Annotated in this window: 17 protein-coding genes and 1 other annotated feature; of the genes, 9 read left to right on the top strand and 8 right to left on the bottom strand. The window is 52.3% G+C overall.

Annotated elements, in window-relative coordinates; all coding sequences use genetic code 11:
* From BZG72_RS16360 to BZG72_RS14795, 3 genes are all read left to right on the top strand, one after another.
* The coding region (locus BZG72_RS16360) for a hypothetical protein (protein WP_206744445.1) at positions 1-229 on the top strand (229 nt) is incomplete at its 5' end.
* A 140-nt stretch (positions 230-369) separates the two neighbouring features.
* Positions 370-1515 carry an efflux RND transporter periplasmic adaptor subunit gene (locus BZG72_RS14800; RefSeq protein ID WP_077667143.1) on the top strand — a complete coding sequence of 382 codons (1146 nt, stop codon included), beginning with the start codon at positions 370-372 and terminating at the stop codon, positions 1513-1515.
* A complete protein-coding gene (locus tag BZG72_RS14795; protein ID WP_077667142.1) occupies positions 1508-4636 on the top strand; it encodes an efflux RND transporter permease subunit in 3129 nt (1042 codons plus the stop codon). Before BZG72_RS14800 ends, BZG72_RS14795 begins: the two co-directional genes overlap by 8 nt.
* Here the strand turns inward: BZG72_RS14795 and BZG72_RS14790 are convergent.
* The 3 genes from BZG72_RS14790 to sohB form a co-directional block, all read right to left on the bottom strand.
* Complete coding sequence (locus BZG72_RS14790) at positions 4623-5546, bottom strand: TIGR01212 family radical SAM protein (protein ID WP_077667141.1); 924 nt, start codon at positions 5544-5546, stop codon at positions 4623-4625. The two genes, BZG72_RS14795 and BZG72_RS14790, sit on opposite strands and share 14 nt — an antisense overlap.
* Positions 5547-5690: 144 nt before the next feature.
* Positions 5691-8321 carry a type I DNA topoisomerase gene (gene topA, locus BZG72_RS14785; protein ID WP_077667140.1) on the bottom strand — a complete coding sequence of 877 codons (2631 nt, stop codon included), beginning with the start codon at positions 8319-8321 and terminating at the stop codon, positions 5691-5693.
* 386 nt (positions 8322-8707) lie between these two features.
* Complete coding sequence (sohB, locus tag BZG72_RS14780) at positions 8708-9760, bottom strand: protease SohB (protein ID WP_077667139.1); 1053 nt, start codon at positions 9758-9760, stop codon at positions 8708-8710.
* Positions 9761-9885: 125 nt separating this feature from the next.
* On the opposite strand from sohB, the gene BZG72_RS14775 reads away from it, so the two are divergent.
* Positions 9886-10629, top strand: coding sequence for a YciK family oxidoreductase (locus tag BZG72_RS14775; RefSeq protein ID WP_077667138.1), 744 nt, complete (start codon positions 9886-9888; stop codon positions 10627-10629).
* Positions 10630-10674: 45 nt separating this feature from the next.
* On the opposite strand, the gene BZG72_RS14770 is transcribed toward BZG72_RS14775, so the two are convergent.
* The 5 genes from BZG72_RS14770 to rnm all read right to left on the bottom strand — a co-directional run bounded on the left by BZG72_RS14770 (position 10675) and on the right by rnm (position 16892).
* Positions 10675-12801: a TonB-dependent siderophore receptor gene (locus BZG72_RS14770; protein WP_241832562.1), complete on the bottom strand. Its 2127-nt coding sequence runs from the start codon at positions 12799-12801 to the stop codon at positions 10675-10677.
* A gap of 77 nt (positions 12802-12878) precedes the next feature.
* Entirely contained in the window at positions 12879-13778 is a 900-nt protein-coding gene (locus BZG72_RS14765; RefSeq protein WP_077667137.1) for an AraC family transcriptional regulator, read from the bottom strand.
* 199 nt (positions 13779-13977) lie between these two features.
* Positions 13978-14955, bottom strand: coding sequence for a 23S rRNA pseudouridine(2605) synthase RluB (gene rluB / locus BZG72_RS14760; protein ID WP_046073429.1), 978 nt, complete (start codon positions 14953-14955; stop codon positions 13978-13980).
* Positions 14956-15262: 307 nt separating this feature from the next.
* Positions 15263-15883 (bottom strand): L-threonylcarbamoyladenylate synthase, encoded by a 621-nt coding sequence (locus BZG72_RS14755; RefSeq protein ID WP_046073430.1) that lies wholly within the window; start codon positions 15881-15883, stop codon positions 15263-15265.
* A gap of 106 nt (positions 15884-15989) precedes the next feature.
* A complete protein-coding gene (gene rnm, locus BZG72_RS14750) occupies positions 15990-16892 on the bottom strand; it encodes an RNase RNM (protein WP_077667136.1) in 903 nt (300 codons plus the stop codon).
* 415 nt (positions 16893-17307) lie between these two features.
* Positions 17308-17402 (top strand) — a sequence feature (Trp leader region).
* Positions 17403-17484: 82 nt separating this feature from the next.
* Here rnm and aroF point away from each other — a divergent pair.
* The 5 genes from aroF to trpCF all read left to right on the top strand — a co-directional run bounded on the left by aroF (position 17485) and on the right by trpCF (position 23180).
* A complete protein-coding gene (gene aroF / locus BZG72_RS14745) occupies positions 17485-18498 on the top strand; it encodes a 3-deoxy-7-phosphoheptulonate synthase (protein ID WP_077667135.1) in 1014 nt (337 codons plus the stop codon).
* Positions 18495-20099, top strand: a complete 1605-nt coding sequence (locus BZG72_RS14740; RefSeq protein WP_077667134.1) for an anthranilate synthase component 1 — start codon at positions 18495-18497, stop codon at positions 20097-20099. The genes aroF and BZG72_RS14740 overlap by 4 nt, the downstream gene beginning before the upstream one ends.
* Positions 20096-20710 carry an aminodeoxychorismate/anthranilate synthase component II gene (locus BZG72_RS14735; RefSeq protein WP_077667133.1) on the top strand — a complete coding sequence of 205 codons (615 nt, stop codon included), beginning with the start codon at positions 20096-20098 and terminating at the stop codon, positions 20708-20710. Before BZG72_RS14740 ends, BZG72_RS14735 begins: the two co-directional genes overlap by 4 nt.
* An 80-nt stretch (positions 20711-20790) precedes the next feature.
* Positions 20791-21795, top strand: coding sequence for an anthranilate phosphoribosyltransferase (trpD, locus tag BZG72_RS14730; protein ID WP_077662977.1), 1005 nt, complete (start codon positions 20791-20793; stop codon positions 21793-21795).
* Complete coding sequence (trpCF, locus tag BZG72_RS14725; RefSeq protein WP_077667132.1) at positions 21792-23180, top strand: bifunctional indole-3-glycerol-phosphate synthase TrpC/phosphoribosylanthranilate isomerase TrpF; 1389 nt, start codon at positions 21792-21794, stop codon at positions 23178-23180. Before trpD ends, trpCF begins: the two co-directional genes overlap by 4 nt.
* Positions 23181-23196 lie beyond the last annotated feature (16 nt).

The raw sequence follows: 23196 nt of genomic DNA, 5'->3' as shown, positions 1-23196 counted from the left end.
GGGAAAGGTCTTTTTTTACATAAAAAAGGTTTTTTTATCGTCAAAAACGGCAAAAAAAACGCCTAAAATTGAGGGTAAATGTAATTTTTTTATGAAAAATAACTACGGCTTAAACTCTGTTTTCGTCATCGGTATTCCCCCGCGACAAAGCCTTGTCTCGCGATTGAGGGCTTTTTGCATCACCGCACAACGATCGCTGTTGCATATTGAGCCGTACTCGCCGTTATAGAAAAACTGATGCGCATCAAAAGTTAGGTTGACCTGTCATTCAATCAACAGATTCGCGTGATAAATTAGTCAATGAAGCGTTAAGCGCCCCCCATAGCGCAACACACCACCACGCCATGGCGAAAAAGGATCCCGGCATCAATGAAAGGACTACGTTGGTTTTTACCTCTTGTTATTCTCGGTCTTGGCTATCTTGGCTATACCGCCATCGCGGCAACAGAGACAGCTACTCAAGAAAATGCTGCGTCCCCGCCCCCACCGATTGTTGAGACACGCGTTGTTCACCCAACTCAACATCAAGTGGTTTTACGGGCACACGGTGAAGTCACCCCCGTAGAGACCACACAGCTTTCTGCCCAAGTGTCCGGTGAAGTGGTCGCATGGCATCCAAATTTCGTTGCTGGCGGCATTGTTAAACGTGGTGATGTGCTGTTTTCAATTGAGCCTGATAACTATCAAGCCGCGGTACTGAGCGCCGAAGCCGACCTTGCCAGTGCAAAAGCGGCCTTGATAGAAGAACAAGCCCAGGCGGCAGTGGCACGACGTCAGGCAAAAAGCCTTCCATCCTCACAAGTCACCGATCTCTATTTACGCAAGCCACAAGTACTCAGTGCAAAAGCCCGCGTAAAATCGGCACAAGCGGCGTTAAAGCGCGCACAACGCGACTTAGAAAACTGCCAAGTGACCGCCCCTTACGATGCGCTCGTCGTGTCGCGAGACGTCGGGGTTGGGCAGTACATTAACGCAGGAAGCCCGGTGGGGGTACTTAATAGCATCGAGGCTGCGGAAGTGCATTTGCCTATTGCTGGCTTCGACACACTCTTTCTCCCTACACCATTAGCGGGGATCGAGGTTCAGCTTACCCGCAACGGCAGCGAACCGACTCAACGCCAAGCACGGCTCGAGCGCGATCTAGGCATCGTGGAGCAAAGCACCCGCATGATGCGAGTTGTGGTGCGCCTTGATGATCCTTACGGCACCCAATCGGCTAAACCTGCCCTACCCTTTGGCAGTTATATCGAGGCGACTTTCAAAGGGGCAACGTTGGAGAACGTCTTTAAGCTTCCGCAATCCTTGATGAACAATCGCCAAGTTTGGGTCGTCGATCAAGCAGGAAAACTCACCCCGCGTACACTGCGCGTGGTGAGAACGGAAGGCCAGTATATCTACGCTGACCAAGGCTTAAGCGATGATGACCAAGTAGTTACCACGCTGCCTGAATTCCCCGAGCCTGGCATGACGGTTCGCGTGGCATCTCAGGTATCGCCGGAGGGTGAAAATGAGTAATGCTGACACGCCAACGCGTGGGCTCATTGCCTATTTTGCCCACAATCCGGTTGCTGCAAACCTGATCATGGTGTTTGTACTCATCATGGGGGTTTCCAGTTACTTTTTCATTCAGCGACAGATGTTCCCTAACATCGAGATTAACTATATTCATATTACCGCTGACTATCCCGGCGCCTCCCCCCAAGAGGTAGAGGAGAGCATCTTAGTTAAAGTGGAGGAAGCCATTAAAGATGTCACCGGGATCGAATCGGTGGTTTCAACCGCGCGGCGCGGATTTGGTCAAGTAGAAATCGAAGTGGATGTTGGGGAAGATCTCAATCTCGTCCTGGACCGCGTAAAGCAAGAGGTCGATGCCCTCTCTAATCTCCCCGCGTCGATGGAACCGCTTAATGTCGCGCAAGTGGAGTTTCGCCAAACCGTCATTCAAATGGCAGTGGTAGGCAATAAGCCGCTCACTGAGCTAAAACGCGCGGCACAGGACATTGAAGACGAACTCCTCCAACTCAAGGACGTCACCTTGGTGGAGCTCAGTGCCCCTACCTACGAGATTGCCATCGAGGTAGCCCCCCGTATTCTGCGCAAGTATAACCTCACGCTTAATCAGGTGAGTGACGCCATTGCCCGCTATTCCGCCAACTTCTCTGCCGGTGAAGTACGTACCGACAGCGGCATGATTGCAATTCGCGTCGAGAACCAGCGTTATCGCGGTGATGAGTTTCGCCAGATCCCAATTAAAATCGGCCCCAATGGCAGTCGGTTATTGCTGCAGGATATTGCCACCATCAAAGACGGGTTTACCGAAGGCGAGCGTTACTTTAAGTACTCGGGGCAGAACGCAATTTTTCTCTCGGTGAATGCAACCGCTAGCGAAAATATGGTGACCGTTGCCGACGCCGTCAAAGACTACATACAAAACAAAAACGCAGCATTGCCCGCCGGGCTGGCACTCAAATCGGTGGTCGACATGACACACTACCTTAATGCCCGCCTTGATATGATGCTAAAAAACTTATTACAAGGGGCGGTATTGGTTGCGCTACTGCTGACATTGTTTTTGCGCTTTAAACTTGCCCTCTGGGTGCTTATCGGTTTGCCCGTATGCTTTCTTGGCGCGGTCATGCTAATGCCAGTGATTGGGGTAAGCATTAACATCGTTTCACTGTTTGCGTTCATTATGGTGTTGGGGATTGTCGTCGATGACGCGATCGTTATCGGCGAAAGTGTTTATACCGAAGTGGAGCACAAAGGTGGCGGCGTCAATAACGTTGTCGCCGGGGCGCAGCGTGTTGCCACCCCTGCCACGTTTGGCGTGCTCACCACCATTGCCGTTTTTGCACCTTTTATCATGTCAAGCGGCCCTGAACGCGCTTTTTTCTTTGGCATCGCGTCAATCGTCATCTTGTGTCTCATCTTTAGCTTGGTAGAGTCGAAGCTTATTTTGCCCGCTCACTTGGCGCACACCCACTTTTCCACGCCCAAAACAAATAGCTTCCGCTCGCGTTTTAATCGGCAATTCCATCGCTTTGTCAATGGACCATACCGCCGCGCCGTCACCTTCGCGGTACATTGGCGCTGGTCCGCTTTCGCATTGTTTGTTGCCTTATTGGCTATCAGTATTTCATTGGTGGTTGCCAGCCACGTGCGTATGGTGCCGACGCCCAAAGTCCCGCATGATTTTCCCAATATTCGCCTAGAGATGAACAATAACGCCTCGAGTGAGCAAACGATTGCCGCACTCAAAGCCATTGAAGGCATGGTCTACCGCGTCGATAACGCTACAGAAGCCGAGACGGGCCAAGCCATGGTGCAAGACACGCTCGTATTTAATGAAGGGCGAACCTCGGGACAACTGGTGATCCCTTTAGTCGATGATACATTGCGCCCCTTTACCACCTTCGAATTGTCGCGGCGCTGGCGTGAGGCGATGCCGGAGATCCCAGGAGTTAAAAAACTCACCATTCAAGATGACGTGAATGGTGGAGAACAAGGTGATGAGTTTGGCTTTCTCCTCTTTGGGCCCAACATCGACACACTCAATGCGGCCGGACGTGCTTTAATGTCGCGCCTTAACCAGCAAGCGGGTCTTTTCGATGTGTCCTCATCCATCGATTCAGGCAGTCAGGAAGTGCTCATTTCCCTCACGCCCGTGGCTCATGATCTGGGGCTGGATCTCACCACCATTGCTCAACAGGTAGGAGGGAGTTTCTATGGCGGGGAAGCCCAACGCCTAATCCGTGACGGTGAAGAAATAAAAGTCATGGTACGTTACCCCAAATTAACGCGGGAGGCATTTTCATCACTGCGTTATGCCGTGATCACCACCCCAGCCGGTCAACAAGTCATGTTGGGCGATGTGGTGAAACTGGAGCAACAACCCGGTGTGAGTAGCCTGCGCCGCGAAGCAGGATTTAGAACGGTTTATGTCTATGGCGCGATTGATGAAGAGTTAGTCGAACCCAATGAAGTAGTGGAAACCATTCAACAATCCGTCATACCAGAGGTATTGGCCGATTATCCGGATGTCACTAGTGAACTCAGTGGTTCGATTGAAGAACAACAAGCACAGCAAGATGAACAAAAGCTTTTCTTTGTTGCCGGGATGATTGTGGTCTATGCGTTATTGGCCGTGCCCTTAAAAAGCTATACGCAACCACTGATTATCATGTCGGTGATCCCTTTTAGCTTAACGGGTGCTATTTGGGGACATTATTGGTTTGATATTGATTTAAGTATGATGTCGACCTTTGGTTTGATTGCCGCCGCAGGCGTGGTGGTCAACGATGCGCTGGTGATGACTGACTATATTAATCGAGCGCGTCACGCGGGGGTTGCGATCAAAAAAGCAGTGATCGACGCAGGCTGTGCCCGCTTTCGGGCCATCACACTGACGTCTATCACCACCTTTGCGGGGGTGTTGCCCATCATGTTTGAAACCAGCCTGCAAGCAAGATTTGTGATCCCTATGGCCGTCGCACTTGGCTTTGCGGTGATGTTTGCCACCTTGCTAACGCTGTTTCTGGTGCCCTGTTTATATCTGATGCTGCAAGATATTGGACAGCTTCTGCGCCGGCTCACTCCCGGCCTTTCCTCGTCACAATCAGAGCCTAACGCGCGATAAAAGAGGTGCCGAGCGCAGCCCCTTGTGCACCGTGTTTGTCCAGCTGGTTAGCGATGGCGGTCATCGCTAGCCAGCGATTCTCGCACCATGAAGGGGCCAGTAACGTCGGTGGACGTGCACTCGCAGACACGCGATGATACACCACCTCAGGAGGCGTTCGCTGGATCATCATACTGGCGCTGTCGACGTAGTCTTCTAACGTAATCGCGTCTTGACGCCCTGCACGCCACGCTTTCGCCATGGTGCTACCCTCGACAATATGTAGCGGGTGCAGTTTAATCCCATCGGTGCCTGTGCTCACGACCCGGTCAATCGTTGTTTGATGATCGGTAATGCCCTCTCCGGGCAGACCAACAATCAAATGCGTGCATACTTTAATGCCCAGTGCACGGGCTTGTTGAGTGATTCGCTCGTACACTGCCACATCATGGCCACGGTTAATGCGTTTCAACGTCTTGTCATGACCCGTTTGTAAACCAAGCTCTAACCACACTTCAAATCCTTGTTGACGATAACCCGCCAACAGCGTCAAAACCTGGCTGGGCACACAATCTGGCCGTGTACCAACACATAGCCCGACCATGTTTTCACGCGCTAATGCTTGCTCGTACAAAGCCTTTAACCGCGCAACCTCGTCATAAGTACTGGTATAAGCTTGAAAATACGCCAGATAACGACGTGCTCGGTCTACCTCTTTCGCACGCTGGTGCAACTGGTGGCTAACGGATTGGTGCTGCGCGGTTTCATCAGAAAAGGATGCGACATTGCAAAAGGTGCAACCGCCCCGCCCGAGCGTGCCATCACGATTGGGACAGCTAAAACCGCCATGCAGTGTGAGCTTATGAACACGTTCGCCATAACGGTGTTTTAAATCTTGGCCTAGTGTATTAACGAGTTGATGCAGCTCCATAACGCCTCAGCGGAAAAAGACAAAGGCGAGATTTTAACAACTGTTATCGAAGAGATATTGGGGAGGATCAAGCAAAGGCGTGCTTGCCCTAAAACAACAAACCCGCCTTGGCGGCGGGTTTAAATCATTGGCGTGATACGCGCATTAGGCTTTGGCTTTCTTCTTGCGTTTATCAGTGACTTCCCACTGACCGTCAACAAAGAAGGCTGACCAGCCCGTTGGCTTGCCATCTTCCTCGCTACGCACGTAATTCTCTTTGGTTTTACGTGCAAAACGAACCACAGTAGGACGTCCATCGGGATCTTCCTGCGGCGCATCGGCAAGGTATTTGAACTTGTCCGAAATGCGGTCTCTGAAGCGATGAAGTTCCTCCACCAGCGGCGCACGTGTCTCGCGGGATTTGGGGAAATTACTCGCGGCCATAAATAGGCCAGAGGCACCATCACGTAACACGAAATAGGCATCCGAGTTTTCACATGGCAACTCTGGGAAGTGCACCGGATCTTCTTTCGGTGGCGCAACGTCCCCATTTTTGAGGATCTTACGCGTATTCTTACATTCCTCGTTGGTGCAACCCATGTATTTACCGAAACGGCCATTTTTCAGCACCATGTCGCTACCACATTTGTCGCACTCTACCACAGGCCCATCGTAGCCTTTGGGTTTGAACTCCCCTTTTTCAACCACATAGCCTTCGCAGCTCGGGTTATTACCACACACGTGCAACTTGCGATGCTGATCAATGAGGTAAGAGTCCATTGCCGTTTCACAAATCGGACAACGCTTCATCGCCCGAAGATCAGCGGTTTCAACGTCCTCTTCGAGCACATTGACAATACCATCTTCGTCCATCAAGTTGATGGTGGTTTTACACCGCTCTTTCGGGGGTAATGCGTAGCCCGAACAACCGAGGAACACGCCAGTCGATGCGGTACGAATCCCCATTTTACGCCCACAGGTTGGACAGTCGATATCTGTCATCACCATGTTGTTGGGTTTCATTCCACCTTCGTCTTCATCCTGCTCAGCTTGGCCTAACTCAGCGGTGAAATCCGCAAAGAAATCATCAAGCACCGCTTTCCAGTCGGCTTCACCTTCGGCAATTTTATCGAGCGACGCTTCCATACGAGCGGTAAAGTCATAGTCCATCAAATCGGCAAAGCTTTGGTTGAGACGATCAGTGACAATCTCGCCCATTTTCTCAGCATAGAAGCGACGGTTTTCAACTCGCACATAACCGCGGTCTTGTATCGTGGAAATAATAGACGCGTACGTCGATGGACGACCAATGCCCGCTTTTTCTAACTCTTTGACCAAGGCCGCTTCGGTATAACGGGCGGGTGGCTTAGTAAAGTGTTGTTTCGGATCAAGCTTGTCGAGTGTCAGTGATTCACCCACCTCAACCGCTGGCAAGGTTTGGTCTTCATTTTTACCTGAAGGACGCTGTACCCGAGTCCAACCGTCAAAGCGCAGTGTGCGCCCTTTTGCTTTCAAGGTGTAATCGCTCGCGTCGACCGTCAAGGTCGTCGAGTCATATTTTGCCGGTACCATTTGGCAGGCCACAAACTGGCGCCAAATCAAGTCGTACAGACGATGCGCATCAGGGTCCATCCCCTGCAAATCACTGGCATTGACAGCCACATCAGAAGGCCGGATGGCCTCGTGCGCCTCTTGAGCGTTGGCTTTGGCACCATACACGTTCGCCGACGCTGGTAAGTACTTCTCACCGTATTCGCTGGCAATGTGGCCACGAGCCGCTTCGACCGCTTCTTTGCTGAGGTTAGTCGAGTCGGTACGCATGTAAGTGATATAGCCAGCTTCATACAAGCGTTGCGCCAACATCATGGTTTTCTTCACCCCAAAGCCAAGACGCGTGCTTGCCGCCTGCTGCAATGTTGAGGTGATATAAGGCGCCGAGGGCTTACTCGTTGAGGGGCGATCTTCGCGATCACGCACCACAAAGCTGGCGTGCTCAAGCGCCGACACCGCCGCCATTGCCTCATCTTTATTTTTCGGCTTAAAGGCTTTGCCATTTTGTTGCGCCACGAGCAGTCGCAGCGCCTGCTCTTTCGGTGTGAGCGTGTCGGCGTGCACATCCCAAAACTCTTCGGGAATAAAAGCTTTTATCTGATGCTCACGTTCAACAAGCAGCTTTACCGCGACCGACTGCACACGACCGGCCGACAAGCCTCGCGCCACTTTTTTCCATAGCAACGGCGAGACCATAAAGCCCACCACACGGTCGAGGAAACGCCGCGCTTGCTGTGCGTTGACACCGTCGATATTGACGTCACCCGGTGCGTCAAACGCCTGTGTGATCGCATTTTTGGTGATCTCATTAAAGACCACGCGTTTGAAGCGGTCGTTATCACCACCGATGAGTTCGCGCAGGTGCCAAGCAATGGCCTCCCCTTCGCGGTCCAAATCCGTTGCGAGATAAACGTTGTCGGCTTTCTCAGCCAGTGACTTAAGCTCGGCGACGACTTTTTCCTTACCGGGCAACACTTGGTATTTTGCTTGCCAGCCATTGTAAGGATCAACGCCCATCTTGTTGATGAGCGCCTTCTGTTCTTTTTCTTTTTTAATGCGCGCTTTTTCTTCGGCGCTGAGCCCTTTCGTGGACACAGGTGCGGCCTTTTTACCGCCTTGCGTCGCTCCAGTTGGCAAGTCACGAACATGTCCGACACTCGACTTCACCACGAAGTCTTTGCCGAGATATTTATTGATCGTTTTCGCCTTTGCTGGGGACTCCACGATGACGAGAGATTTGCCCATAATGACCTAATTGACGCCCTTTGCGCTAAAACTGTCGAAAATTCGTTGCGTTGCACTTCCATGCCGGAGTGCCGCTATCTGTTTACAATATTGAGCGAGTCTAGCCGAATATCAACTAAATTCGCAGCAAAACACGCTGATTGCTCGTCCCTTCCACAATTGTTAAGCAATTGTGATGGTAATATCCCGATTGTTCTTCATGCCGGTTTCCGGCAAAAACGCGCTAATCATTACCATTGCCGCACGCAAAATAGCTAAATGGATGCGGTAATCTTTGGCTTGGCTCACATTATTATGGCTATTTCGCTCATTATCGTGCGCCTGTTACCGCTATTTTCTTCCGTTGTTTATCGCCCAACGCTAACAGGCAGCACTCGGGAAGTGAGTTAAACCAACGGACGCTGACCACGACTAATCCATTTTAGCAGCACACGATCTGCCACCTCCGCGGATGCGCCAGCAAGCTTTTCAGCAATGTTTTTACGCTGATGGTAAGACACCGACAGCACTTTTCGCTCGTTATTCGCCGCCTGGAACAAATACTCGTCGCTGGTACAGACCTCATCAATCAATCCCAGACTCAATGCTTGGTTACCAAACCAGTGTTCACCGGTGGCAACCTTATCGACATTAAGAGACGGGCGGTATTCGCTGATAAACGCCTTGAACAGGCCATGGGTTTCTTCCAGTTCCGTTTTGAACTTCTCGCGCGCTTTGTCAGTGTTTTCACCAAACATGGTTAGCGTGCGCTTAAATTCACCGGCGGTCAGCTGCTCAAATTCAATATCGTTCTTCTTAAGCAACTTGTTAAAGTTGGGCAGCTGGGCAATCACCCCAATCGAGCCAATGATCGCAAACGGCGCTGCAATCAACTTATCCGCGACGCATGCCATCATATACCCGCCGCTTGCGGCCACTTTATCAACCGCCACGGTTAAGGGCACGCCTGCTTGACGGAAGCGTGCCAGCTGAGACGCCGCGAGGCCGTAGCCATGCACCATACCGCCACCACTCTCGACGTTGACCAAGACTTCGTCCTGTTCGGTTGCTACCGACAAAATCGCTGTGACTTCTTCTCGCAACGCCTCCACTTCGCGGGCATCGATGCTGCCCTTAAAGTGGATCACAAACAATTGTGGATCCCGTTGAGCCGATCGCTCATTTTGCTTTTTGGCTGCGGCTTTTTGCGCCTTTTCTTCTTTCTTCTTGGCTTTTTTCTCGTCTTTCTCTCGCGCTTTTAACGACGATTCATTGTACAAGTGCTGCTCTAGCGATTGACGATAATGCTTAAACCGCTCAGTTAAGTCAGTGAGCTTTAGGCTACCTTTTTGCCCCCCTTTGTCGCTCGCGGCGCGCACTAAAGCGACCAATACAAATGCCGCTAATAAGAAAGTGACGACTTTTGCCAGAAAAAGCCCATAATCCGCAATGAAATCCAATGTTGTATCCTCTTTTTTGTCGCTATGTTGGCAATGCCGTTAACCGTACATCACGCACTTGGTTGTCACACCTTACCCGCAACCTTACAATAATCTACGTTTAACAATAAATAAGGATTTATATCGTGGACTACCAAGTAAGCTCAAACGCGCTTGACGGGCGTGTGATTTTGGTGACCGGTGCGGGCGCTGGCATTGGCCGCCAAGCCGCGCTTAGCTATGCAGAGAAAGGCGCCACCGTCATCCTTCTCGGCCGCACCGTGAAAAAACTTGAAGCAGTATACGATGAAATTGATGCTTTGGGCGCGCCACAGCCTGCGATTATCCCACTGGATATGTTGGGTGCCACGCGTCAGCATTATTTGGATATGGCAGACACCATTGAACAGCAGTTCGGGCGCTTAGACGGCGTGCTGCATAATGCTGGCCTTCTCGGTGTGCTGAGCCCGTTCGATCAGATTGATGAAAAATCTCATGACGATGTGATGCAGGTGAATGTCAAAGCCACCATGCTCATGACGCAAGCCCTGTTGCCACTATTGAAAAAGTCTAACGATGCTCGCGTAGTGTTTACCACATCGACTGTCGGCCACCAAGGGCGTGCTTATTGGGGCAGCTATGCGATTTCTAAGTTCGCGACCGAAGGCATAATGCAAGTGCTGGCGGATGAAATGTCTGATACCAAGGTACGAGTCAACGCCATCAACCCAGGCGGTACCCGCACCAGTATGCGCGCGAGCGCTTTCCCAGGAGAAGACCCTGACACGCTCAAAACGCCTCTCGATATTATGCCACTTTACCTGTATTTGATGGCACCAGAAGGTATTGGCGAGCACGGCCAATGCATTGATGCACAACCTAAGCGCTAAACACAGCGCCCCCAAGGCTGGGGGCGCTCGTTTTAGCAAACCGATTTAAAAATCGATGCTGAGTTTGGCTTTGATGTTGCGTTCGTCCCCATACCAACAGTTCAATTCATCAAAACAGCTGTAAGTGGTTTTATCGAACAAGTTTGTCGCAGATAGAGACAATTTTGCGCCTGATAGCGACGGTGATGCTTGCGAAAGATCGTAACTAATCGCGGTATCAAACACCGTATAGTCGGGCACCGTAAAGGTATTGGTGGCGTTACCCTGAGACTCACCCACATACCGTGCGCCTAAACTCACGCGTGTCCCCGCACTGACCTGGTGATTCAGCCACGCACTGGCAGTCTGCTCTGGCACCCAAACTGGGGTCTTGCCCTCTAGGTTAGGGTCATCCGTGATCTCCATATCAATATAGCCATAAGTTAAGGCCACATCCGTCTCTACACTAAGTGCATGATTAAACTCAACCTCTATTCCACGAGAGCGGATTTCACCGGTTTGAATTTTCGCGTATGAGTCGTTGGGATCATTCACCAGCGCGTCTTGCTTTTTAAGCTCGAACAACGCCACGTTGACGCCAGTGCTACCGTCTAGTGACAAGTACTTGAGGCCGGTTTCCCATTGTTTACCCGTGGAAGGGTCAAACACATTACCCCGATTATCCATATCGGTTGGTTCAAAGCTTTCTGAGTAACTCAGATAAGGGGAAATGCCGTTGTCAAACTGGTACATGGCGCCGGCACGGAATGCCAGATTATAGTGACGAATGTTTTTCTCTGAGGCACTACTTAAGGTTTGCTTGTCATCTTTTAACTCGTACTCGTCGTAACGTGCCCCAGCGAGCAACACCCATTGGTTCCACAAGATCTGATCTTGGGCATAGAGGCCAGTCTGTGTCACTTCAATATCATGGTCTTCTTGGTAAGCAAAACTGAGTGAGTCGGGGTTAACCTGGTTATTATCGGGATCGAAAATATCAATATCCGGCACCACATTCGCCAAAGTATCGTCATAGTCAACGTCGGAAGACATATCTTGATAATCAATACCGAACAAGGTGTAGTGCTGTGCCGACCCCCAGTTCAAATCACCAGAAAGCTGTGTATCGACCACCCAAGCCGCCATTGTTTCATCGGTTAAGTAAGCGTTTCGCGGATAGTGGCGGCCGTCATCGCTTTTTTGGTGATACATGTTTTTTTGCAGCAAATCAGCATCTGTGTAGCGTGCCGAGTGCAATAACGACCAGTTTGATGAGAGCTGGTGCTGCACCTTGTAACCCAGCATCAGAAACTCACGATCATAAGTATTCCAGTTGTTGTCGCCGGAAAAGCTATCGCTAGAAAGGCTGCCTTGGTCACTATGCAATACCGAGCCGTTGGCCGGTAATGAGGTATAAATGCCCGCCGCCGGATCCGCTTGGTAATAAAGATTAACGTTCACCAACGTATCTGGCGACACCCGCCAATCTAGCGATGGGGCGACGACATAACGCTCTTCTTCTGAATCGCCCGCTTGGCCATCTTTTTGTCGTGCCAGCGCCACCATCCGGTACGCCAATGGGGTGTCAGAAATCGCACCAGTACTGTCAACAGACACTTCACGCAGTGCATCAGAGTCGGTGCTCATCGTCACACGGTGCGCCGCCTCTTGTTGCGGTGTCTTGGCGATCATATTCACCATCCCACCCGGTGGAATATTCCCGTATAGCACCGACGTCGGCCCTTTGAACACTTCCACTTGTTCAATCGCAATCGGATCGATTTGTGGCTGTAAATTCCAGGTGTTGTAAGGTACCGCGAGACCATCAAAAAAGTTCTGATAGTTGATAAAACCACGAATATTAAAGAGATCGAGTCGCGTGACGGCCCCACCCCGCAGCTCAGTATTTACACCCGGTGTGTAACGCACCACTTCGCTTAGTGAACTGGCTTGGCGCTGTTCGATGGCCTCTCGGTCGATGACAGTGACCGCTTGAGGCGTTTCTTCTGGTGCCAGTACTGTTTTCGTGGCCGTATTGCGGTAGGTGTCGCCTAAGACTTGTATGGTTTCCATCTCGGCGTGTTGCGACTCGGCATAAGCTGATGGCAGCATCAAGCTCCCCATAACCGCCATCGCTAACGGGGACAGTCGCCATCTAGCAACCTGCTGCACGCGTGCACAACCCATATCCATGATGATTTTCCTCTCAATGCAAATTAAACGTAAAACGGAATCATTCGCATTTTAAAGGTGTGCATGGTGAATACTGTTCATTTTGGTGCATGATGGTGACAATCCAGCGGGATCCAGTACGTCATTACCGCGTCATCGGCTTCTGGTTGATATCCAGGCGGATAGACTTCAAGCTCGATACCATCCGTGCATCGGTACCCTGAGGCAGGCAACCAATGATAGATAAAGGTATGCAAGGTCTTAGGCAGTTCACTCACGGGCCCCAAATGCGTAATCACCGCATAGGTCGCCTCTGGCACCGTCCACGTGGCTAAAGATAGGCTTGACGGCGCATCTCGCTGCTGACCGGCGAGGTAGGGTAACGGGGTTTGAAGTGTATCAGCACTGGCCACATCAATCGCACCAATGCTTGGCTGACCAACATCAATCAACCCAGCCTCGTGCGCATCACGCCACAGCTTAGGCACCACGTCAGTAAAATCGGGCTCAGGTGCAAACAAGCCTAATATAGGCGACGTCTGCCCTACCAGCGTGATCGATGATCGCGTTTGAATGTGCACCGACAGCCAAGACGGATTGGGAGTCGCCAGTGTCGTAATATGCAGTGGTGTTCGAATACCATCCATCACCCCCCGCTGGCGATACGTACGAGGACTCACCCCGAACTGCTGACGAAATGCGCGGGAAAAATTCGCCTCTGAGGTAAACCCAAACGACAGCGCGATATCAATCACTCTATCGGGCCGAGAGAGCAACTGTTTGGCGGCATAGCTAAGTCTTAGTTCACGCACATAATGCGCCACACTCACGCCCGTTTGTTCCGAGAACACGCGCTGCAATTGCCAGCGAGACCAGCAGCTGTGAGCGGCCAACTCACTGACAGAAAGCGGTTGGTCAAGGTTTGCGTGGATAAAGTCTAGAACCCGCTCGATACGATCAAAGCGTGCGGTTTGCTCTGGTGCTAATGCCGTTGTCATCACATCCTTTATCGACAAAATTGTAAATAAACTCCAAGATAACACAAACAATAATCATTATCATAACTGAAGTGAAAGAGGCCAACCGATACGACGGATAATAAGGCTGCAACTGTTATAGTGAGCGCGACGAGTTAGAGCGTCACACAGAAATAGAAAGCCCGGCACATGGCCGGGCTTTAGCGAACATCACGCAGAATTACTTACGCGTTCTTGGTTTGCCTTTACCACGCGGCGCGCCCGAGCGCTGATTGCCCTTTTTCGGGCTTCCACCTTTCGGCCCTGCCGCAGGTGCGTTACCCCGACGAGCCTGACGTGTTTTCTTCGGCTTATCATTGCTATCGATGCGCTCTTCGTAACGGCGTACTGCACGACGGATCTTCTGGCGCGACTTTTTACGCTTTTGATCATCTGGCGTGATAACCGTTTGCGACTCTGGCTTCATCTCTACCATTTCGCGCAGATAATTCACTTCTTTCAGATCCATCTCACGCCAACCACCACGCGGCAGATCTTTTTCAAGATAGATATCGCCGTAACGTACACGCTTCAAACGGCTTACGGTCACACCTTGGGTTTCCCACAAACGACGCACTTCACGGTTGCGCCCTTCGGTAATCACCACATAGAAAGTGTGATTCATCCCCTCGCCGCCCGCATAAACGACATCTTCAAAGCGCGCCACGCCATCGTCTAGTTCTACGCCGTGAACAAGGTTTTTCACCATATCTTCGTTCACGTCACCAAACACACGCACCATGTACTCACGTTGCACTTGGCGGCTTGGGTGCATCAAACGATTCGCTAGTTCACCGTCGGTAGTGAACAGCATTAAGCCTGAGGTATTGGCATCCAAACGGCCAACCGCTACCCAGCGCGCATCTTTCAATTTGGGCAAGCGATCGAATACCGTACGACGCCCCTCTGGGTCGCTTCGCGTACACAGTTCACCCTCTGGCTTGTTGTATGCAAGAACGCGACACACAGACTCAGAAGGCGCATTAAGCTGCACCGCATGACCATCAACACGCACCAATGCACTGGGATCATCAAGGCGGTCACCCAGTTTGGCGACGGCACCATTAACACTCACCCGGCCGGCTTGAATGTATCCTTCCATTTCGCGGCGTGAACCTACGCCAGCACGCGCTAGCACCTTCTGTAATTTTTCGCTCATGTTTTTTACCTTACTGTCGCCTTCACAGGCGTCATCACTGTCACGATTGGCATAAGAGCTAACGATAATGAGTTAGCCAGCCGTTAATGATACCAATAAGCGTAGAGATAGAGAAACAGTTTCACGCGTTCACGGCATATCAGCTGTTGTGGCTGAGTCAATCGCAAAACACCTGGACAAAAAAACGCCCAGCAAGGTGGCTGGGCGGGAATGGAAGGTCAACCACAGGTTGACGCAACATCAGAACAAGAACATTGCATGGGTAATTACGCGCGACACTGTGCGTTGGTTCACCCGCAGTCAGACATTAATCAAACGGGGCGGGATCACCACTCCCGTGACGGCGAACCTCAGGCATGCCTTCACTGAAATCAACCACTGTGGTGGGGTGCTCACCTAATACGCCACCGTGCATAATCAAATCCACACTGTGCTCTAACTGATCGCGAATTGCTTCGGGATCGGATTCGGTAAAGTCGTTACCCGGTAAAATCAGTGAGGTCGACATTAGCGGCTCACCCAGCGCCTCGAGCAAATCCAGAGCGATTTGGTTATCTGGAACACGAATGCCAATGGTTTTCCGTTTTGGATTCATCAACCGTTTTGGCACTTCTTTAGTCGCTTTGAAAATAAACGTATACGCGCCAGGTGTATTGTTACGAATCAAGCGAAATGCAACGTTATCGACCCGTGCGTACAGTGATAACTCAGACAGATCGCGACACAACAAGGTGAAGTTATGATCTTTATCGAGGTCGCGAATACGGCAAATACGCTCTAACGCTTGTTTGTTCTCAAGCTGACAGCCAAGCGCATAGCCCGAATCGGTCGGATAAATGATCACTCCACCGTTTCGGACAATTTCCACCGCTTGTTTGATCAGCCGCGCTTGCGGGTTCTCTGGGTGGACATAAAAAAACTGACTCATGGTTCCTCCTGCTGTAGCTTGACCCCGTGGGGATGCGCACCGCAAATCCAGCGTGAATGGTCTGCGCGCCGGATAATCCTTATCGCTATCAATATAACGTATTTCGTTATTGTAACGCGTCTGGCTTGTCGCTATCTAGTTGATTTACTGATTGCCATTTTTGTTCAGCCGCCTCTAACCACGTCCAGTCACACCAAACCGGCTGACTATCCTTCGGTAGCCATAAATTGCGGCCCAGCTCTGTCCACGGCGAAGGATAATGAAAATCCGATCCCAGCGAGGCCAACAAGCCATAATCGCGCGCGTAATCGGCCAGCAAACGACGCTCTTGTTGCGACTGCTGAGGAAGGGCGACTTCAATAGCATCGCCATTGGCGTCAGAAAACGCAGCCAGTAATCGCTTCAGCCACTTGGCTTTGAGTTTGTATCGCCCCGGATGAGCAAGCACCGCCTGCCCGCCGGCCTCATGGATCGCCGCAACGGCCTCTGCAATCGAACACCAGTTCGGTGGTGCATAACCGGTGTTCCCCCGAGTTAAGAAGCGCTTAAAGCAGGCTTGCATGGTTTTCTCATGGCCTTGCTCCACCAACCAACGCGCAAAATGGGCACGGGTGAGCGGCGCATCGCCAGCCAGTTCACGCGCTCCCGCAAGCGCCCCTGTGTAGTGCGAGCGCTCTAACCGCTCAGCAATCAGCTCAGCCCGTTGTTGGCGTCGCTCAGCTTGTTCGGCAATCAATGCGGTTAATGCCGGGCGCTGGGGATCGACATTTAATCCCACAATGTGGATATCAAAGTTCTGCCACAAGGTTGAAACCTCAATACCGTTGACCAGTGTAAGGGGCAAGTTTTGATGGTCGATTTCTGCTTGCGCCTCCACCAGCCCAGCGGTGGTGTCGTGGTCGGTAATCGCCAACACGCCCACGCGACGCTCGACCGCGCGCTGCACCAAATCTTTTGGTGATAGGCGACCGTCGGAAGCAGTGGTATGGCTATGTAAATCAATGATCATGATGTATCGGGTTTCCTTAATGTGCTCGCGCCTTGGCACTGTCAGTGTGTGTCTTATCAGCCTGAGGCTGAGTACGCGCCATGCGGGCTCAGTCGATGTGAATGCGCCAAGTTGACCAGCGCTCGCGAGCACGGTGAATATCTTTGCTCTTTATTATCGTGTGTTTAGTCCGCACTTTTTCTGCATTCTTTTCGATTTCCCCGTTGACACAGAAGCAAAATATCAGTTTACTAGTACACAAGTTAACGCGCACCACTTCTCAGTCTCGGGGAGCAATATGGCGCTAAGGGTAACAGTCACGACGGAGTCTCGCAGCATGTATTTCAACGCCGCGTCTAGATCACATTCGATTCACACTGCACCCACTGCCGCACAGGCCGTGAGTGTGTTGGCGACATCCATGACCTCTGTTGCGCTTATTTGGTGGCACGGCTCCTCACGGGCGGTGTGACGCGCTGTATAAACAGCAACCTTATTCACAACGCCCGCCACTGATGCGGGCGTTTTTGTCTCTCAGTTTTGCCATCACGCGTTATCGTGCCACTACGCATTCAGTCACGGTAACCCGCAACATAGTTGATAAGGATATTTGATGATTATTGTACTTAAACCCCAAGCCACCGAGCAGGATGCCAACGTCCTCCTCAATCAAATCGAGCAATGCGGTTTAAAACCGCTTTATATGCCGGGTGTGGAACGCATTGTATTGGGCGCGCTGGGTGATGAACGTGTGCTGCAACAATGCCATTTTGAGGCCAACCCGCTGGTTGAGGAAGTCAAACCGATTTTAACCAAGTACAAACGTGTGAGCCGTGATGTACAGCCGCATGACAGCGTGGTGCATATCGGCAATGTGCCTGTTGGCGGTCAACACTTCGTGGTCATGGCAGGTCCCTGCTCGGTGGAGTCCGAACAACAGCTATTGTCTGTGGCCGAGCGCGTTAAAACCCACGGCGCACGTGTGTTACGGGGCGGCGCCTTTAAACCACGCACTAGTCCTTATGATTTCCAAGGCATGGGGATTGAGGGGCTAAAGCTGCTCAAACAAGCCAGTGACCTGACTGGCATGCCAACCGTGTCAGAAGTAATGGAAATTAGCCAAGTCGACGCCGTGTGCGAGTACATTGATTGCTTGCAAATTGGCGCACGTAACATGCAAAACTATGGCTTGCTCAAAGCGGTAGGCGAAACGGGCAAACCTGTCTTGTTAAAACGTGGGCTTTCCGCCACTATCGAAGAATGTTTGCTGGCGGCGGAATATATTGTCGATGCAGGTAACCCCAATGTGATTTTATGTGAACGCGGTATTCGCACTTACGAAACCGCCACACGTAACACCTTGGATTTGAATGCCGTGGCCTTGATGAAGCAGCGCAGCCATTTGCCTGTGCTGGTCGACCCAAGCCATGGTACCGGCGTGCGAGAGCTGGTGACGCCACTATCACGCGCCGCAGCGGCCGTGGGCGCGGATGGCATCATTGTGGAAAGCCACCTAAACCCGAGCGAAGCACTGTCAGACGGCCACCAAGCGTTAACCGGCGATATGTTCGCGCAGCTGATGCAAGAACTCACCCCCTTTGTGCAAGCGGCAGGGAGAAAGCTGTGAACACTCATGATCCCCAACATGGCGAGCTCGATACACTCCAACTCTCGGTGCCTTATGTCGCCGACCCGACTGAGTTATATGCCGCCGTGTGCCAAGATAAGCCTTATAGCATGCTGTTGGAGTCGGCAGAGATTGACTCCAAACGTAACCTTAAAAGCCTGATGCTGGTCGATGCCGCCGTGCGCATTGAGTGCCGCGGGCAGCGCGTGACCTTACAAGCGCTCACCCATAATGGCAGCCATTTGCTGGAGAGTATCACCCAGAGCGCAGCGCTTAAAGCCCTCGCCTGTAAGGTAGCGCAGGCCGACGATGGAGACGTTCCCGCCCTGACGTTGACGTTCCGCCATCCCAACGACAGTGGTGCGCTATTGGATGAAGACGCCCGTCTACGCCAAGCGTCGGTGTTTGATGCCCTGCGTGTCATCAAACAAAGTATCGCGTTGGATAACCAACCTGACGATGCGCTCTTTATCGGTGGCCTTTTTGCCTATGATTTGGTGGCCAGCACTGAAACGCTACCGGCGGTGGACGGCACCGAGCACTGCCCCGACTACCTGTTTTATGTCGCGGAAAGCTTACTGGTAATTGACCACCAGCACCGCCAAGCGCGCTTACAAGGCACCTTATTTGGGGGTGATAACGCCCGCGCCCACTATGTGGATTTATCGCGTCGTTTACAAAGCATCAAAGAAGCCTGCTTATCGCCTGCGCCGCTTCCAGAAGCGCCCGTGGTGACCGATCACAGCGTTGCGGTTTCTGTCTCCGATTCAGATTTTTGTCAGCAAGTTGACGCGCTGAAAAAGCACGTGATTGCCGGTGATGTGTTTCAAGTGGTGCCATCGCGCCGCTTTACCCTCGCCTGTCCCTCGCCGCTCAATGCTTATCGAGCGTTGAAGCGTGGCAACCCTAGCCCGTATATGTTTTATCTGCGCGATAGTCAATTTAGCTTGTTTGGCGCTTCACCGGAAAGCGCCCTTAAATATACTCAAGCGACTAATCAGGTTGAGATTTATCCCATCGCGGGTACGCGCCGACGCGGGAAAACCGCCCAAGGCGACATTGATCACGACTTGGATAGCCGCATTGAGCTTGAGCTGCGCAATGATGAGAAAGAAAATGCCGAGCACATGATGCTGGTCGATTTGGCCCGCAACGATGTGGCGCGAATTAGCGCACCCGGCAGCCGCCATGTCGCCGACTTACTCAAAGTCGACCGCTACAGCCACGTCATGCATTTAGTTTCTCGGGTGGTGGGTCAGCTGAAACCCGATCTAGATGCACTGCATGCATACCAAGCCTGTATGAATATGGGCACGCTTACCGGTGCACCTAAACTTCGGGCGATGCAGCTCATCCGTGACACCGAACAGTGCCGACGCGGCAGTTATGGCGGGGCCGTGGGCTATTTTACTGGATCAGGTGAGATGGATACCTGCATTGTGATCCGCTCCGCCTACGTTGAAAACGGCGTTGCCACCGTGCAAGCCGGCGCGGGTGTAGTGTTTGATTCTGACCCACAAGCCGAAGCGGACGAAACCCGCGGCAAAGCACAAGCGGTGATCCATGCGATTCAAACCGCCCATCAAGGAGGCCAATCATGAGTACCCCGCCAATGGACATCGTCCTGCTCGATAACATGGACTCCTTTACCTATAACTTGGTGGATCAATTTCGCGCACTGGGTTACCCGGTCACGGTGTTCCGCAATCATTTAGAGGCTGAGGCGATTGCTCGCCACATTCGAACCCTGCCCCAACCACTGCTGGTGCTCTCGCCCGGCCCTGGCGCGCCGGCTGATGCTGGCTGTATGCCCACATTGATTGAAAAACTGCGCGGCCAAGTGCCAATGCTGGGGATTTGCCTAGGTCAGCAAGCGATCGTCGAAGCCTACGGCGGCACAGTCGCCGGTGCTGGCACCATCATGCACGGCAAGGCATCGGCCATGCATCACCAACAGCATGCGGTATTTGGCCCATTGGCATCCCCACTCACCGTGGCTCGTTACCACTCACTGGTGGCGACTGAGGTGCCTGCCAGCTTGGATGTCATCGCCACCGTGTTTGATGGCGACGATCAGAAAGTAATGGCGGTGGTGAGCAATACCGACTACGTGGTCGGTTATCAATTCCATCCAGAGTCCATTTTGACCGCACAAGGCGCCGCCCTGCTCACCCACACTATCGATTGGGCGAGTGGCTACTATCAGTGCTAACAATAACACCAGCGCTAACAACAACACGTGCCAGATAAGCACGGAGCTCGAACAGACAAATACCGAGGTTAAGTACAGTGATGGATCAACTACTAGAGACGCTCTACCAACAACAGTCACTCAGCCAAGCACAAAGCGAGCAGCTGTTTAGTGCGATCATTCAGGGTGAACTCGAGCCAGCGCGATTGGCGGCTGCATTAACCGCATTGAAGATTAAAGGGGAAACGCCTGAAGAAATCGCGGGCGCAGCAAAAGCACTCACCGACAACGCCGAGCCTTTCCCACGCCCTAGTTATCCGTTTGCCGACATCGTCGGCACGGGAGGCGATGGTGCAAACACCATTAATATTTCAACCACGGCCGCCTTTGTCGCCGCCGCCTGTGGCGTTAAAGTCGCCAAACACGGCAACCGCGGGGTATCGAGCAAATCGGGCTCGTCGGATTTACTCGCCGCCTTTGGAATTGATCTGGCGATGCCTGCCGACCACGCCCGCGAGGCCTTGGATAATCTGGGCGTTTGCTTTTTATTCGCCCCGCAATACCACACCGGCGTACGACACGCGATGCCCGTGCGCCAAGCGATGAAAACGCGCACCATCTTCAATCTGCTTGGGCCGTTAATTAACCCAGCGAAACCTAGCATTGAGCTGATGGGCGTCTACGACCAAGCCTTGGTTGCGCCAATTGCACAAACCATGCAAAACCTCAACATGACGCGCGCGGCCGTGGTTCACGGTGACGGTCTGGATGAAGTGGCTATCCACGGCCCCACGACGGTGGCAGAAATCACCCCGACCCACATCGAGCATTACACCTTAACCCCCAGCGACTTTGGCGTATCTCAATATCCGCTGGACAGCATTGCCGGTGGCACGCCGGAGCAGAACCGGGCGATGATCAGCGCGATTTTGCAAGGTAAAGGCACAGACGCCCAGCAAGCCGCGGTGGCTGTCAATGTGGCACTCTTGCTACGCTTATTCGGACAAGAAGACTTGAAAGCAAACACACAACAGGCCTTGGACGTGATGGCGTCGGGCAAGCCTTACACCATCATGCAAGCGTTAGCACAAAGGAGCGCAGTATGACCACGTCAGCCCTCAACGACACCATTTTAGGCCGCATTGTCGATGACAAAAAACGCTGGGTGGCCGCGCGCAAGCGCACTCAGCCGCTGGATAGCTTTATCGACCAACTAACGCTCAGTGATCGCGATTTTCGTGCTGCGCTGTCTGCACAGGGCTCACAGTTTATCTTGGAGTGCAAAAAAGCCTCGCCTTCAAAAGGGTTGATTCGAGAAGACTTCGATCCAGCCAGTATCGCCGGTGCCTACCAACCCTTTGCCGCGGCCATTTCGGTCCTGACGGACGAGGACCACTTTCAGGGCAGTTTTGACTTCTTGCCGATCGTGCGCGCGCAAGTCGATGCGCCAGTGCTTTGCAAAGATTTTATTATCGACCCTTATCAGGTTTACCTCGCGCGTCATTATCAAGCCGATGCGATCTTATTGATGCTGTCAGTACTCGACGACGCCGAATACCGCGAGCTGGCCGATTTAGCCGAGTCGCTAAAGCTCGGAGTGCTTACCGAAGTGAGCACCGAAGACGAGCTCGCGCGTGCCAATGCCTTAGAGGCGGTGGTGATTGGCATTAACAACCGGAATTTACGTGATTTAAGCATCGATCGCGATCGCACCAAACGTTTAGCACCACAAGTGGGCGAAAAAGCGATCGTGATTTCAGAAAGTGGTATTCATAGCCATCGTCATGTGCGCGATCTTGCCCACCACGCGGATGGCTTTTTAATTGGCAGTGCATTAATGGCAGAACCTGATCTGACCCTCGCACTACGTAAAGTGATCTTGGGAGAAAATAAAGTCTGTGGGCTCACCACCGCTGATGATGCCCTCGCCGCCTATCAGGCAGGCGCGGTCTACGGCGGACTTATTTTTGTTGAGCACTCCCCGCGTGCTGTCACTCCCGCCGTGGCCGAGCGCGTACAGCAAGGCGCGCCGCTGCGCTATGTAGGCGTGTTCCAAAATCATGCGCTAGATACCGTGGCTGAGTACGCACAACAGCTCAGCCTTCACGCGGTGCAACTGCATGGTGATGAAGACGCAGCATATCTACAAGCACTGCGCGAAAAGCTCCCTGTGCACTGTGAAATTTGGAAAGCGCACGGTGTCTCTGATGTCGCACCGGCCTTAGATGGCGTGAATGCTGATCGCCACCTTATCGACAGCCGAGTCGGCCAACAATCTGGCGGCACAGGTAAAACCTTTGATTGGCACCTGATCCCTAAAACCGCCAAAGACAAAGTCATGATTGCCGGCGGGCTCACCCCCGAGAATGCGGCCAAAGCGGCTGAACAAGGGTGCCTTGGGCTGGATTTTAACTCCGGCGTCGAGCATGCGCCCGGCGTGAAAGATGCCAACAAGTTACAAGCGGCGTTCCGCGCCCTTCGCCGCTATTGATTTTTCGAGATAGTTG

The sequence above is a fragment of the Salinivibrio sp. PR6 genome (assembly GCF_001995955.1).
GTDB classification, from domain to species: Bacteria; Pseudomonadota; Gammaproteobacteria; order Enterobacterales; family Vibrionaceae; genus Salinivibrio; species Salinivibrio siamensis.
This window is presented reverse-complemented; position numbering and strand designations above follow the sequence as displayed.

Bases quoted from the DNA above. Each gene is read 5' to 3' on its own strand.
- BZG72_RS14800 (WP_077667143.1), top strand. From the start codon at position 370: ATGAAAGGACTACGTTGGTTTTTACCTCTTGTTATTCTCGGTCTTGGC.
- BZG72_RS14795 (WP_077667142.1), top strand. From the start codon at position 1,508: ATGAGTAATGCTGACACGCCAACGCGTGGGCTCATTGCCTATTTTGCC.
- BZG72_RS14790 (WP_077667141.1), bottom strand. From the start codon at position 5,546: ATGGAGCTGCATCAACTCGTTAATACACTAGGCCAAGATTTAAAACAC.
- topA (WP_077667140.1), bottom strand. From the start codon at position 8,321: ATGGGCAAATCTCTCGTCATCGTGGAGTCCCCAGCAAAGGCGAAAACG.
- BZG72_RS14770 (WP_241832562.1), bottom strand. From the start codon at position 12,801: ATGGATATGGGTTGTGCACGCGTGCAGCAGGTTGCTAGATGGCGACTG.
- BZG72_RS14765 (WP_077667137.1), bottom strand. From the start codon at position 13,778: ATGACAACGGCATTAGCACCAGAGCAAACCGCACGCTTTGATCGTATC.
- rluB (WP_046073429.1), bottom strand. From the start codon at position 14,955: ATGAGCGAAAAATTACAGAAGGTGCTAGCGCGTGCTGGCGTAGGTTCA.
- BZG72_RS14755 (WP_046073430.1), bottom strand. From the start codon at position 15,883: ATGAGTCAGTTTTTTTATGTCCACCCAGAGAACCCGCAAGCGCGGCTG.
- rnm (WP_077667136.1), bottom strand. From the start codon at position 16,892: ATGATCATTGATTTACATAGCCATACCACTGCTTCCGACGGTCGCCTA.
- aroF (WP_077667135.1), top strand. From the start codon at position 17,485: ATGATTATTGTACTTAAACCCCAAGCCACCGAGCAGGATGCCAACGTC.
- BZG72_RS14735 (WP_077667133.1), top strand. From the start codon at position 20,096: ATGAGTACCCCGCCAATGGACATCGTCCTGCTCGATAACATGGACTCC.
- trpD (WP_077662977.1), top strand. From the start codon at position 20,791: ATGGATCAACTACTAGAGACGCTCTACCAACAACAGTCACTCAGCCAA.
- trpCF (WP_077667132.1), top strand. From the start codon at position 21,792: ATGACCACGTCAGCCCTCAACGACACCATTTTAGGCCGCATTGTCGAT.